Source organism: Terrimonas ginsenosidimutans (assembly GCF_022012415.1).
Taxonomy (GTDB): domain Bacteria; phylum Bacteroidota; class Bacteroidia; order Chitinophagales; family Chitinophagaceae; genus Terrimonas_A; species Terrimonas_A ginsenosidimutans.
Genome location: NZ_JAKLTR010000010.1, coordinates 145,182 through 159,714 on the forward strand (window position 1 = coordinate 145,182; position 14,533 = coordinate 159,714).

Sequence of the window (14,533 nt, forward strand, 5' to 3'; positions counted from 1 at the left end):
AATCAGAACTCTTATGCTGCGTAAACTATCAGTGTTCCTGGTGGCATGGCATTGCCTTGCCACAACATCAGGACAAGAAGCCAAACAAGTAACAATTACAGCAACATTAATAAAAGCCGACAGCACCACTCCGCGTGCTATGGTTTTTAATTTCCTCAACCCTTTTATCCGGACCAGGAAAAGTGCATCGTTTGAAGGAGGAGACCAATTGAAGATAACCGGAGAAATGTTGTTCAGGCAAAATATGACGGTGCAGTACAACGGCAGTTTTATCAATCTACTGGTTAAACCAGGAGATTCAGTACATCTCGAAATCGATGGAAGCAAAATAAAAAAGGAGAACTTCGACTGGCTTACTATCAGCGGCGACAATGCGCAAATAAGCACAGAAGTAAATCAATGGCACCATTATTTCAACACCAGTCACTTTAAAGATTTCGGACCGGCATCATCAATTGAAAACATGAAAGACAGCGTCAGGCGTTGCTATCAGCAATACATTCAGGTGCTGGATAGTTTTTCAAAAGCCAGGGGAATGTCAACAGCAACATATCAATGGGCGTTGAACGATCTGAAATATACAGTTTCCTATTTCGCCGCCGGTTACCTGACAACAAAAGACAGTGCTTCCGGAAAGCTCCATTACAATCATGCGCTTTACAGGGACAGCTTGTTTGATCAGTATTCATCCAACGGCTTCCAGTCGATGATGTTTCCTTATCACCTGATGAATTACTCAACTACGTTGCTTAAAACCGACACAACGATCCGGATAAATAAATTGAAGGGAAACTACAAAGCAGCAGCGGGAAAAGCCATCCAACTGATCATGCGGGAGCCAAAAGGTATAACCAGGGATTACATGCTGTTCAGCACTCTCAACAGCTACCTGGAAGCTTCGCCGTTCTTGCTTGACTCGATCCCAAACACAGCATCTTATTTTTCCACGCCCCTGGCCTACAAATATTTGCTGAATGCATCCAGTACAGCGAGACATCCTTCATTGACCGAAAGGTCAATTGAGGGCCTGACTTTCCTTGACAGGAAGAAAGGAAAGACACGAATTGCACGCACGGAGATCTTCAACCATTTTAAGCGCATTTATCCGGGAAAGATCATTTACCTGGATGTGTATGCAACCTGGTGTGTCCCCTGTCTGCAGGAAATGGAATATACACCGGCATTAAAAAAGCAAACAGATACCAGTAAAATTGTATTTATCAATATTTGTCTTCAATCAACCGAACAAAACTGGATAGACCTTGTGAGCAGGAAAGATCTGCAGGGAGAAAATTATTTCCTTGACGATGATGCATCAAAACTGTTCATGGGAATGTACCAGGTCGGAGGTTTTCCAACCTATATGCTGATTGATGGGCAGGGTAAACTTATTACAAGAACTGCTCCCCGGCCATCTGAAGGGTATCAGTTTTTACAGGCGATCAACAAACTGCTGAAGGTAAAGTAATGCCAGCGGACCAATACAGGAGTAACATAACAATGCTCCAAATTCATTCAGCCTTATACCAACGCCTTAATTACCACGAAAAGCACTGTTAGTACAGCGCAGCGCTTCGCCGGTTGAATTGCCATTTTTGGCTTGCAGCGACTTCTCAATTTCAGTGATCTTGGAACTGCCAGCATGAGCTGGTTAAACCTAAACTGATTATCATGAGAAAAGTTCTGTTGCTATGCCTTTTCCTGGCATCGATGAGCAGCCTGCTGGCGCAAGATCGTACTGTTAAGGGACGGGTAACAAATGAAAAAGGTGAAGCTGTCAGCTCAGCTTCCGTCAGGATCAAAAACACGAAAGCTGGTACAGTTACGGGTAGTGATGGAAGCTTCTCTATCATTGCCAATGATAAAACAATCCTCATTATCAGTTCGCTGGGGTTTGAATCAAATGAAGTCACTGTAGGATCACAAACGGAGATCAATATCGAACTTAAAGCCACTGCAGGAAATCTTGGAGAGGTGGTTGTGGTCGGTTATCAGCAATTACGGAAAGCCAATCTCACCGGGGCGGTTGCAAGAGTGGATGGCAAGGAAGTTGCCAATCGCCCTGTGATGAGTTTTGATCAGGCATTAACCGGTAAGGCAGCCGGAGTACAGGTCAATACGTCTTCCGGGCTTGTAGGCGACAACGTCCTCATCCGGATCAGAGGAGCCGCATCCATTTCCTCGGGAAGTCAGCCATTGATCGTGATCGATGGAGTTCCTGTCACCCAGGGTAATGACCAGCAATTGTATAATCCTGTAAATACACTGGCGGACATTAACCCGAATGATATCGAAAGCGTGGAAGTACTGAAGGATGCTTCTGCAGCAGCCATCTATGGCAGCCGTGGATCTGCCGGAGTATTGCTGATCACAACAAAAAAGGGCAAAAGCGGAACAGCCACGGTGTCTTATGATGGATATACGGGATTCAGCAACGCATCCCGAATGATGAAAGTGCTGGATGGCGAGCAATATAACACTGTCATCAACAAGCTTGCCACCAACAGTGGTTCGCCGCCTTACGCCGCTTATGGAGATTACGATGGCGACGGTCAGCCAGATGCCTATAGTACGAACTGGCAGGACGAATTATACAGAAATGGCGGCACACAAAATCATCAGGTCGGCATCAGCGGAGGTTCCGGGAAAACAACCTACTACGGATCGATCGGATACAATGATTTTAAAAATTATATCATGGTCAACAGGTTGAGACGTTCATCTGCACGACTCAATCTTACCACCCAGGCAACAAACTGGCTGGAAACCGGTATCAAAATGCAGTACTCCCAAACCAACTCCTTTGGCCTGGGAAGCGGTACGGGCGGATCTTTAAGCGGTGTTCCTTTCGGACCGCTGACCGCCTACCCTAATGTGCCGGTTTACAATGATGATGGGTCGTATTATATCGGGAATGGCGGTAATTCTCCATTAAACAATACACCCAACCCTCTGGCAGTACAAACATTGAACTATGATAATCGCGATACCCGGCGTCTCCTCGGAACTATCTATGGTGAAGCAAAGATCATTGAAGGCCTGCGCTTCAAATCACAGTATGCCGTTGATCAGCTTTCTGCTTATACTGATCAATACTGGGATCCTTCGGTCGGTGATGGGAACGGATCTGCGGGTATCGCGCAAACTGTCGCAAACGAAAAACGGATCTGGAGCTGGACCAATACACTGAACTATGTTCAAAAATCAGGCGATCACGACTTCAACGTTTTGCTTGGAACGGAGTACACAAGAAGGAACGGAACCGGATTTTACGCGTTAGGGATAGGGATCAACGATGTTTCACTCCGGTTGGTTGACCCGGCAAATTATGCAAGCGTAAACCTGCAAAACTTCAATACCGAGAACAATGGCCTGGCATCGTACTTCGGCGGAATAAACTACGGCTTCAAGAGTAAATATATTGCAACATTCAACCTGCGCGCTGACGCGTATTCAGGATTCGGAAAGGATAACCGGTGGGGATACTTTCCTTCAGGAGCAATAGCGTGGCGGATCAGCAAGGAAACGTTCATGGAATCCGTTTCTTCCATTGCAGATCTGAAGCTTCGCGCCAGCTATGGGATAACCGGCAATTCGAACATCGGCGACTTCCCGGCACTTGCCACATTTATTCCAACGCAGTATGCAGACATCCCTTCCAGTAATCTGAGCAATCCAGGCAATACATCACTGAAATGGGAAAAAACAGGGCAGCTGGACATTGGTTTCGATATGACACTCCGGAAAGGATTGCAGATCACATTCGACTACTACAACAAAGAAACAAAAGACCTGATCCTGGCAAACCCGGTGCTGGCAACGCTGGGCTTCCCGGGAAACGTGATCACACAAAATATTGGTCAGATCAGGAACCAGGGACTTGAATTATCTGTCAGCGCACCAATCTTCGCTACAAAGAATTTCACCTGGGACCTGAACTTCAATACCGCCTGGAATAAAAACAAAGTGATCTCAACGAACAGTAATAACGACGATATCCTTGGCGGCAATGCTATAATCAGACCAGGTCATAACCTGGGAGCATTCTTCCTGATACGTTGGGGAGGTGTGAATCCGGATAACGGCTTACCGACATTTCTAGATAAGAACGGCGAACGAAAGCAGTATGATCATTCCAAACCAGCAGCCAGCCGGTGGACCACTGTAAAAGATGGAACCGTCACAACAGCTGTTACCGCAACAGACCGCGTATTAATGAATGACAAAACGCCTTATCCGAAAATATTTGGCGGTCTTTCCCAAACTCTTCGCTACAGGAATATCGATATGCTTGTTGACCTGCAGTACTCATTTGGTTCATATGTATATAACTCAACCTTGCAAAACCTGATGTCTTTTACTTCAACGAGGAACAAAAGTGTACATATTCTTGATGCCTGGGCAAAACCCGGCGATCAGACTGATGTGCCACGTCTTTATTTCGGAGATAACCAGTTTGCCCAGGTATCAGAAAGATGGCTTGAAAAAGGAGATTTTGTGCGTATCAGAAATATCCAGTTAGGTTATAGCATTCCAAAAGCATTACTGGAAAAAGTACAATTGACCCGCGTCCGCATTTATGCGCAGGCCCAGAACCTCTTCACCTTCACGGGCTACAAAGGGATGGATCCGGAAGCTAATGCCAATGGCAACGTAAACCTTGGTCTGGGTGTTGATTTCTTCAGGCCCGCATTGCCAAGAACTTATACTATTGGAGTAAACATCGGTCTTTAATCATTCAAACAAAAAATCATGAGACAGTTTTTATATACACTAAGTATCGTCACGTTTCTTGGAGCAACATCCTGCCAGAAGAAAGTAACAGACAACGTAATACCCAATGACCGCGTGTCATCTGATCTTGCTTTTTCAACCACCCAAAAAATTGAGAGTGCCGTTGCGGGAGGGTACAACTCTCTGCAGGACCTGAATTTCCTGTCGGGACGCGCACTGGTTTATATCGATCTTCAGGGAGAAGACATTTTCGACAGGGGAAACTTCTTTGGCGATCTGCCGCGATTCAATATGCTTTCCAACAATGGCATCCCCGCGGGAGTATGGAATGCCGGTTACAGTGCGATCGCTACAGCAAACCGTAACATAGCAGGTATTGAAGCTAATGCTTCTCTTCTTACATCTGCACGTATAAAAGTGCTGATTGCGGAAAGTAAATTTATCAGGGCAGTAAGCCTGTTCTATCTTGTCAACTTCTTTGCACAGCCATTTGTTTTCACACCCGAAGCTTCTCATGCGGGTATACCCCTCATCCTGCAAAGTTTTTCAAGCAATGATCCAGCGGGCAACAAACCAAGATCAACCGTTGCAGAAGTGTATACACAGATCATCAAAGACCTTCAGGAGGCATTAACAGATCTGCCGGTTCAGCAGGATGATCTTTATTCAACAAAAACAAGAGCAACCAAAGCTTCAGCTACCGCATTACTGGCAAGAACGTATTTATACAAGAATGACTATGCAAATGCAAAGACCCTCAGCAAACAGATCATTGACGGACTATATGGAACGTTCGCGCTGCAGCCAACACCGAATGGGGCGTTTGGAACCGGCAACTTCCAGACCAGCGAAACGATCTGGAGCATTCCGAATAGTGTAAACGACAACCCTAACACCAACAACTCCCTTCCTCAACATTATAACCGTTCCGGAAGAGCAGACCTCGCCGTGTCAAAAAGTTTTACCAATACCGTGACCAACCCCTACTTCGCTACTGATGACAGGCGAAGAACAACGATGCTCATAGAAAGCGCTGCTCTTCCCGGATACTTCTTTACCACAAAATATACCGATCCGCAAACGCGGGCAGATTGGGCGCCGATCATCCGCTATGCAGAAATACTACTGACCTATGCAGAAGCAACTGCGCGTCTTGCAACAGGCGTTGACGCCGATGCCATTGCTGCAACAAATCTTGTCAGAGACAGATCAAGGGTAAGCGCCCCGGCATATACAGTAGCTTCTTTCACAACAAAAGATGAACTTATCAATGCAATCGCTGGCGAACGGCGCATTGAACTTGCATTCGAAGGCCACCGGCTGTGGGATATTCTGAGAGTGAAAGGGAATGTGACTAATAAGTATGACAACAATGGAGTGACACTATTACCAGTGCAGATCTTTGGCTCGGATAAAAGCATTATGCCAATTCCACAAGCTGAGATCGACAAGAGCAAAGGAGTACTGACCCAAAATAAAGGATATTAACAGCCATATGCTGAACCGCTTTCTCATTTGGAAGTACGGCTGGTATTTCTATACCGGCTTCTTTTTTCTTAGGAGAAATTGTAAAACACAGGCTGGAGAACTGCACAGCGTAGGAGTATCGCAAAGAGCGCGAAGGGGCGCTATGGACGCAAAGATGTCTGTCTTTAACGGATAATATCTTTGTGTTCTCAGCGGCCCTTCGCGTTCTTCGCGATACTTCTACGCCAATTAAATTTTGTAAAGACACTTCACCTCAAGTGATCATCTGCGGTTCGTGGTCTCCCTAGCTCCCGCAGCCACCACCATCAACCCAACCATCAACACAAAACTGTATTCAATTCCACCGACACCATGTTCTCCTACAAACCATCCATTTGCCCAATGGATCAGGATAATCCCAATCAGCAGAAGCACAAACAATCCGGCAGAGATCAAACGCACCCACACACCCATCGCCAGCAAGACAGCTCCCGCAATCTCGAATACAGAGATCGCGATGACGATCGCTTTACCAAACGGCAACCCGGCATTTTCCAGAAATCCGGCGAACTGCGGGATCGTATGATTGGCTATTCTTACAGCTGCGTGGAGAAAAAAAACAAGTGCCAGGGAACAGCGCAACACAGGTTGCATGACCGAAGCGGAGACAAAAGGAAAAATCCTTTTCATAAAGTAGTTTTATAGATTCTTTTGCAGGAACATTCAAAATCCATCTAAAAATAAAAGCATGGTCCGGGCTGGTAAAACCTGTTTGGCAGGAATTGAGCGACATTGGTTTTGGATTGTTCTGGCTTATCGTAAAAGATCTATCATTGGGAGGTAGATTTCAGCTATTCATGGGTAGATCAGGATCACCCGCTTCTTTTTTGTCTCCTACACATTTTTAGCCGATTTTAGAACCATGAAACGTGTGTTACTGCATGTCGGGTTCTGGAGCCTTTACATTCTTTTTTGCATGGCAACGGAATATATGTGGGCCAAAGGAGCAATACCTGGTCTTTCTACCGGCGCATTACTGCAAGGGATGATCATTGTGGCGGTAGGAACTTCCATCCCGGAGATCCTTTTCTCTTACTTTATGATGTATTATGGATTTGACCGGCTGATCAGAAAGAAAGGCTCCCAGATCATAAATTTCCTGATCATCACGGCAGTATTTATAGCAGGCGTTGTTTTGGTAAGATTGGTCACCTATTATATACTAGGCCATGTAGTTTACAACGGCCGGATGGCGCAGGATCATATCTTCGACCCTCTGATCATCTCCCGCAGTATCATCTTTATGGGCTTCGCCGCAGGCGTATCCGTTTCAATAAAAATGTTGCGCAATCAACTGGTAGCAAAAGAAAGAGAAAAGAACCTGTTGCGTGAAAAGCTTAACACAGAGTTACAATTGCTGCGGAACCAGCTTCATCCGCATTTTCTATTCAATACGCTGAACAATATCTACGCACTGACAAGAAAAAAATCTGATCTCGCTCCTGAAGCAGTACTTAAATTATCAGAACTTCTGAGCTTCATGTTATACGAATCAAGCAAAGAAACCATCCCGGTAAGTATGGAACTTGCTTTTCTTGAGGACTATATTTCCCTGGAACGGATCCGTTATGATCAGCGTCTGAATATCTCCTTTGAAAAAGAGATCGAAAATCCAAATCAGCCGATTGCCGCTTTACTGCTGCTGCCCCTTGTGGAAAATGCATTCAAACATGGCGCGGGAGAGAATCGTTATGACTCTTTTATCAAAATACAGCTGAAACAGGAACAGGGTGATTTCCGGTTTTTCATTGAGAATTCGTTTGAGAACCCCAAAGAGGCAACAGATCAGAATCGTATCGGGTTGAACAATATTCGCAGGCAGCTTGAGCTTCTATACAAAGAATACCATCTTGACGTGAACTGCAGGGAAAACATTTTTGGCGTAAATCTTTATTTAAACCTTCACAGCTATGGAAAGAATTAGTTGCATGATCATTGAAGACGAACCCCTGGCGGCGGAAATACTTATTGACTATATTTCACAGGTTCCATTTCTTGACCTGAAGAAGACCTGCAGCGATGCATTATATGCGCTCGAAGTGCTGCAGCAGCAACGGATCGACCTGCTATTTCTTGACATACATCTCCCACGCCTTAAAGGCCTGGATTTTATTCGTACGCTTAAACATCCACCAAAGGTCATCCTGACAACCGCATATCGTGAATATGCCCTGGATGGTTATGAGCTGAATGTGATGGATTACCTGTTAAAACCAATTCATTTTAACAGGTTCCTGATGGCGGTCAATAAGATCAAAGAGATCAATCTTGCTTCTCCAGCATCCCCAGCTTCCGCGCCTGTTGCGAATGAGCGGCCTCATCTGCTGATCAATGTTAACAAAAAGCGGATCCGGGTTTTCTTTGACGAGATCCTCTATATCGAAAGCAGGAAAGAGTATGTCAACATCGTAACCCAATCAAAAAGCTACCTGACCAAATATCAGATCAGCGAAATTGAAGAGTTGCTTGACAGGAAGAAATTCATCCGGATCCACCGCTCCTTTGTGGTAGCAAGGGAGAAACTGAGCGCTTTCAGTGCGGGAGAAGTGGAGATCAACAGCCAGGTGATCCCGATCGGGAGAAGCTATAAAGAACTGGTACTATCCATTCTCAGTCAACCACTTTGAAGCTGTTAAATAAATCCCAAACTATTTCTTTATGACTCACCACCCACCCCTCTTATCCCCCATTCTTCACCCTTAATCACTTTTAACTCCTTTTTCCCTTTTTCCTCTCAGATTAAAAGCAATATTTTTAATTTTCTGTTCGTTCACTGAGACTGAAAATTACCCCTAATGCTTTCGATTTTAAAGGATAACGTTGACAATAGCCTCAACGGCACGTTTGATTATTGGCTTTGCCTCGGAAAGATCTGCAGTCAGCGGCCGTTTTTCATCTTTCTCATCAATGACAAAGAGACGAGCCGCAGTAGTCAGCAGATCCCGTGGTACAGTTTTATACATCAGTCTTCGGACACCAGCAGCCCGATGGAACTGCTGGACATCTCCGATTTCGATCATGCTAAAAAAAGCAATTTCCTGTTCCCGGTAGGAGCAAATGAGACAGTAGACAACCCTTCCCTGCAAATTGAGGGAAGTGCGGCAAAGACTACCGCTAAGCCAAGTCAACTCATCGGTGTCCATGCAATCAATACCGATGCGTCATTGCTGCTGCTGGACAGCACCGGCAAGAAATTATCGATCAGCTCAGCTCCCGAGCAGGCTTTTCTTGACATCAGGCTTACCTATGCCGCAAATGGCCAAACCTATAGTGCGAACCTCCGGTTCTTTTTTCATACAGAAGATTCATTGTATTTCGAATCATGGCTTGATTTCGGCTCTGAAGCTTCCCAATACGGGATCCTTGATTCCAGCTCCAACGTAACAAAAGTGGTGCATGGAGACATATTCCAGAGTTTCAAAAAAATGTATGGAATGTCCGGCGTTAACGACAATGATTTCTTCCAGCGTGACGGCGGCGGAAATAACCTGATCAAAACACGGATCTATTATTCAGAGAACAATATTGGCAAGAACGATAACGTCCTGCATGCATCTACATTTTCCGACAACGATGTATTGCTCTACCTGAAAAGAATTACAGCTTCACCAGGAAATCCGGGAGACTATCAATTACTGCTGCCCTATCTTAAACTACTATTGAGTCAGTCTGAAAGCGCGCATGTATCCATCAACAGTCCCGATACAGGCCGGTACAATCTTGGATTAAGGAAGACTTTGCTAAGGCTGACTGCATCTATCCTTTGCTCTTATTGCCGTGTCCTGATCGGTGAGATCTGCGGAGACAATCCAAGAAAGAATGTGCTGACCTCTATTCATATATTGTTTCCAAATACACTCAGCCAGTTCACGATCACATATATCCTGAATGAACTTCACTATAACCTGGTGAATCTTTCCCCGGCAGAAAAGCCGGCAAACTTTAAGGGTTTCGAGCTAAATGCTCTTCCGGAAAGCGACGCAACCTATCTGTCAGATCTGAGCCGCGAAGAAAACCTGAAAGACAAAAGCATTGTACTGTGTATTGACTGTGGCAAAGGAACAACTGATATGGGTGTGTACTATTATAATAAACCCACGGCATTCAGGCTAATGCGTACCGGGCTTCCGGTAGCAGGCAACTTCCTCACGTTCTCGGCAGGACTTGGCATTCTTCACAGCTATACCCTTCGATATGCGCCCAACTTTATTGAGAATGGAAAGATCAAAAACTCATTACTGGAGAAATTCCTGAAAGAGATCAGAAATGGTTATATCCAAAGTGAGAATTTCTGGAATTATATTGAGCGGGCAAAGATCCGAATGGCACGGTACAGCTTTGAGGAGCTCGACAGGTTTATGCTTCCCGAATTCGCAGCCGTTCTGAATACGCGGGATGAATCACTCTTTGCGCAGAACCTGATCGCCGCTATCAGTGCCGACACCTTTTATAACACGGACGCTTCTCCAAATGAAGGAACGATCAGCTTCAACCCGTATTACACGAAACATTTATTGAAAGCATTCTTTGAATGTTTGTACACGCCGCTTGAGCGCCTGAATACGCACCATAGAGATTATGGTCTGGCGAATTTTTCCATCAGCCAGATCAAGCTATCAGGAAGAGGCATGCTATTCAATCCGTTCAGATCTTTCCTTAAAGCAGAATTGATCAAACGCTCTGTAGCTAAGGAGAATAGTTTCAGTGACCCGGGCATCAATGATCCGATCTCCTGGAAATCTGCATCGATCGACGGAGTCGGCAATATCAAGATGCTGAAAAGCAATAATGGCATTCTGGATACGGCCCTCATCAATTTCACCGGTTCTTTCAAGTCATTCAACAATGGGTTTGATGCAGGAAGTTTTGACTTTATTCAACGTTCGGACAAATGGACCTTCCGCTTTGATCACCCCATTATTTGTGGTAGTCATAAATTGAAAAAGCCGCAGAACGGATCGATCCAGGATAAGAAAGAATATCGTCTCTGGTTCGATGGCCTGCAGTATCGCTTCAGCCATAAACAAAACGGCAACAATGCTGTGAAGGAAAACTTCAAGTATGAGCCAGAACATGAAATGAAAAATGACCATACTAAATCATTTACGCTGATCTCACAGTTCCCGAATGTAAATGATAACGACATATCACGCATCGTTCACTACTTAGATGAAATTGACAACTAACAAAACCTTTATGAAGTTTTTATCCAATCCGGGGAATTCCGGCGCCAGGCTCCTTTTTCTATTGCTGGCGCTACCACTACTGCTTTATTGTAAACAGGGTATCAGTCAAAATCTGCCAGACAGTGCTTTTGAAAAAGTGACGCTTTCATTCGTGAAAAAAGAAAGCGGCGAAACCAAAATAAAAGACGGGCGACGGTTACTATTTCTTTCGTTCTATGGCTTTACGCCAAATGAACAAAAGAAATTATACTACAAGTATAAAGACAGCCTGCTTATTACAGTACAGGAAGACTCGACGATCAAATCCGAAAGCTGGAAAAAACTTTCGAGTCATTTCGATTCCTCAGGCGTGAGCAAACAGTTATCGTTCTCCTCAGCAATCGACGATCTTATAACTCCGAAAGACACAACAAGTACTCAGCCCGGGTTTACAATATCTAACGTTTTACAGAAGGATGTAGATGCTGCCTATACTTCTATATCGATCCTTAGATATGTAACCTTAGCAGCAATTATTATTGCAGCGATAGCCATTATCATAACCATTATAAAGACCAGAAAGGTATCTACCCGTCTTGCAGAATTGGAAGAGGCCAATAACCAGTTGCTGGCAGTAGAGCCTGAAACAAAATCGGATACGGACAAGAAAGCCAAAAAACTCTCTGAAGAGCTCAGGAAAGCAAAAGACGATAAAAAAATAGCTGACGAACTCAAAGCTAAACTTCAGGAAGAAAAGGATACTCTTGAAAAGGAAAAGGAAACGCTTGCTAAAAAAACGGAAAGCTTAAGCAAATCAGTGGCTGATCTGGAAGCAAAACATAAGACAGCCACAGTTTCACTCGATAAAACGGAAAAAGAAAAAAAGAAACAAGCAGAGGCGATCACAAAGCTGGAAGATGACCTAGGTAAACTTACTGCCATTCAAAAGGAACAGGAAGACCAGACAAAAAAAATGGCGGAGATGGTCGCCAAAATGGAAAGCGTTGCCAAACCAGCATCCTTTCCTGACATCAACACACAGTTGCATGCATGGTTCCTTTTGCAGGATTTTATCAAGGGATATAAGAGCAAAGAATTCAGTGTTCTCAGCACGCCTAATTTCTCTAAGTGGGTACTGCAGCAGGAACATACTTATCCTGAGCTGGACATCACCAACCTTGCAGGCAACGCTCCTATCATCAACTTCATGATAGATCTTAAGAAACGGAAAATAACGAAGATCGCTCCTGATGGAAGCTACCTCGTTCTGATCAATCAAAAAATCACACAACCGATATTCGACTCGCTGGAAACGGGCGAATAAAGCCAATAACATGAACTGGAAAAAACATACTGTTTTTATTATCGCCATCGCGTCGACGCTGCTGGCAGCGACGGGCCTGGTTTTGCTACCGGGGTTGCTTACCGGCAGCTGGCTTTTGTTTTCGCTGTGGGGGCTCATTTATCATATCTGGAGATTTACTTCGGTGGATGTGAATCAATGGCATTCGTCAAAGAATATGCTGCGGCTTCTTTCAGGATTAGCACTGAGCTTTCTATTGACAGGCGTGCTTTTCTCACTGGCTTTTTCCGGCAGCAGGTTCTTTTGGAAAGATCCTGGTAATAATTCGCGCCATCATTTTCTCGTGCATGAAGGTTTTACCAGTTCATCCGCTTTTCCGATCTATATCACCGGAAATATGTACAATGACGTACAGGCAGGTCTCGAAGGAGAGATCAGTTTGTCCAGCACCGGCAACCAATTCACCCTATCCTGCAGAAAGATCCCCTATCCATTGTACATCTCCAGGCAGGCAGACGAACACATTTGGCATTTACAACAATCCGGTCTTCCAGCGTTGACCGGCGAACAGATACTGCGGATCCAAATGCCCGGTACCACCACTACTGATGAGATCAGTGTGAAAGCCCTGCCAAAAGAAAAGAATCAGTTTGATTTCCGGATCGTTTACAAAGGCATCATTGATACGGTTGATAATAAAACGATCGCTTATGGCACACGGTTCTCTGATCTTTTGGAAAATACCAACCTCCCCCTCAACTATGAAGTTATTCAATCACTTCAACGGCTGTATCTGCTAAAGACCAATATCCAGTTTATCTCCAATAAAAATTACAGCAGCCCTGTATGCTGGTATTATGGTAAAGATCCTACCTATCAATACTGGCAAACCAAACTGGTAGTGCCGGAACCGTCCATGCTGCAATTAGCGAGTACGCAGGCAACCTATGACCTGCTTTCCTTGCAATACCAGGACAAAACGATTTCTCTTGGCGATAAGGACCGGTTCTATTTTGGATACGAACCTGCGGCAGGTAAGCAGTTTCTTTCACAGCCAGCTTTTTCTGCGGAACTGACCGGAAGCAATCAGTTCGCGCTAAAATATCTGCAACCGCAGATCTTCCCTCTGCCAGATACCAGGGGCAAAAATCATGAATTGTTTATAACAACGCATAACCGTTTTGCCCTGCAACGTGCGGGAAATACCGGATACATATTACCAGCGATTAATTTCGAGAGAACAGACAGTAACAGCAATCATTTCTGGGCAGATCTGCAATACAGCACGGGCGCAGCTGGTGACAGCATTACCAATGCAAGGCTCCGCATGCAGGAGTTGCAATTGATCCGGTCTGATAAAGAATTTTCTGCCTTACCACCTTCACCATCGCATACAGGATGGCTGCTGAAGCTGCACAACTCCTGGGTAAGCGCAGGAAGCGATGTCATGAACACATTACTTCCGGCGATCATTGTGGCACTCGCGTCAATCGGATTTATCTTTTTGTATTCCAAAAAATATTCCGATGAGAATAACAGCGGAACACCTGTATTCTTCTGGTGGATGCTTAATATCCTTCTTTATTTCTTTATGCTCAGATTGTTTCTTAGCTGGAGAGTTCGATCGTATCCATACACAGAAGCGATCACGAAAAACGAGTACACCGATTTTATTGAAAAGTCATATTTGAAAACATCATTTATCGGGATATCCATTTCGACAAACCTGCTGATCGGATTGCTGATCAGCGCGGCACTCGGAGCGTTTCTTGTATTCCAGTTCATGAAACGATCAAAAAACTGA

At 44.7% G+C, this 14,533-nt stretch carries 9 protein-coding genes; 8 read left to right on the forward strand and 1 reads right to left on the reverse strand.

The window, feature by feature from the left end; genetic code table 11:
- The first annotated feature begins 13 nt into the window (after window positions 1-13).
- The 3 genes from LZZ85_RS16175 to LZZ85_RS16185 all read left to right on the forward strand — a co-directional run bounded on the left by LZZ85_RS16175 (window position 14) and on the right by LZZ85_RS16185 (window position 6,222).
- Complete coding sequence (locus tag LZZ85_RS16175; RefSeq protein ID WP_237874083.1) at window positions 14-1,468, forward strand: TlpA family protein disulfide reductase; 1,455 nt, start codon at window positions 14-16, stop codon at window positions 1,466-1,468.
- Between the two features lie 203 nt (window positions 1,469-1,671).
- Window positions 1,672-4,734 carry a SusC/RagA family TonB-linked outer membrane protein gene (locus LZZ85_RS16180; protein ID WP_237874085.1) on the forward strand — a complete coding sequence of 1,021 codons (3,063 nt, stop codon included), beginning with the start codon at window positions 1,672-1,674 and terminating at the stop codon, window positions 4,732-4,734.
- A gap of 18 nt (window positions 4,735-4,752) precedes the next feature.
- Window positions 4,753-6,222: a RagB/SusD family nutrient uptake outer membrane protein gene (locus LZZ85_RS16185; RefSeq protein ID WP_237874088.1), complete on the forward strand. Its 1,470-nt coding sequence runs from the start codon at window positions 4,753-4,755 to the stop codon at window positions 6,220-6,222.
- Between the two features lie 261 nt (window positions 6,223-6,483).
- Here LZZ85_RS16185 and LZZ85_RS16190 read toward each other — a convergent pair whose 3' ends face one another.
- On the reverse strand, window positions 6,484-6,891 hold the full coding sequence (locus tag LZZ85_RS16190) for a DoxX family protein (protein ID WP_237874091.1): 408 nt from the start codon (window positions 6,889-6,891) through the stop codon (window positions 6,484-6,486).
- Window positions 6,892-7,123: 232 nt separating this feature from the next.
- Between LZZ85_RS16190 and LZZ85_RS16195 the strand changes: the two genes are divergently transcribed.
- The 5 genes from LZZ85_RS16195 to LZZ85_RS16215 all read left to right on the forward strand — a co-directional run bounded on the left by LZZ85_RS16195 (window position 7,124) and on the right by LZZ85_RS16215 (window position 14,533).
- The gene (locus LZZ85_RS16195) at window positions 7,124-8,185 is read left to right on the forward strand and encodes a sensor histidine kinase (protein WP_237874097.1); all 1,062 of its coding nucleotides are present in this window, start codon (window positions 7,124-7,126) and stop codon (window positions 8,183-8,185) included.
- Entirely contained in the window at window positions 8,172-8,888 is a 717-nt protein-coding gene (locus LZZ85_RS16200; RefSeq protein ID WP_237874098.1) for a LytR/AlgR family response regulator transcription factor, read from the forward strand. Before LZZ85_RS16195 ends, LZZ85_RS16200 begins: the two co-directional genes overlap by 14 nt.
- 168 nt (window positions 8,889-9,056) lie before the next feature.
- Complete coding sequence (locus LZZ85_RS16205; protein WP_237874105.1) at window positions 9,057-11,447, forward strand: cell division protein FtsA; 2,391 nt, start codon at window positions 9,057-9,059, stop codon at window positions 11,445-11,447.
- Window positions 11,448-11,457: 10 nt separating this feature from the next.
- Entirely contained in the window at window positions 11,458-12,750 is a 1,293-nt protein-coding gene (locus LZZ85_RS16210; protein WP_237874112.1) for a hypothetical protein, read from the forward strand.
- Between the two features lie 10 nt (window positions 12,751-12,760).
- A complete protein-coding gene (locus LZZ85_RS16215) occupies window positions 12,761-14,533 on the forward strand; it encodes a hypothetical protein (RefSeq protein ID WP_237874114.1) in 1,773 nt (590 codons plus the stop codon).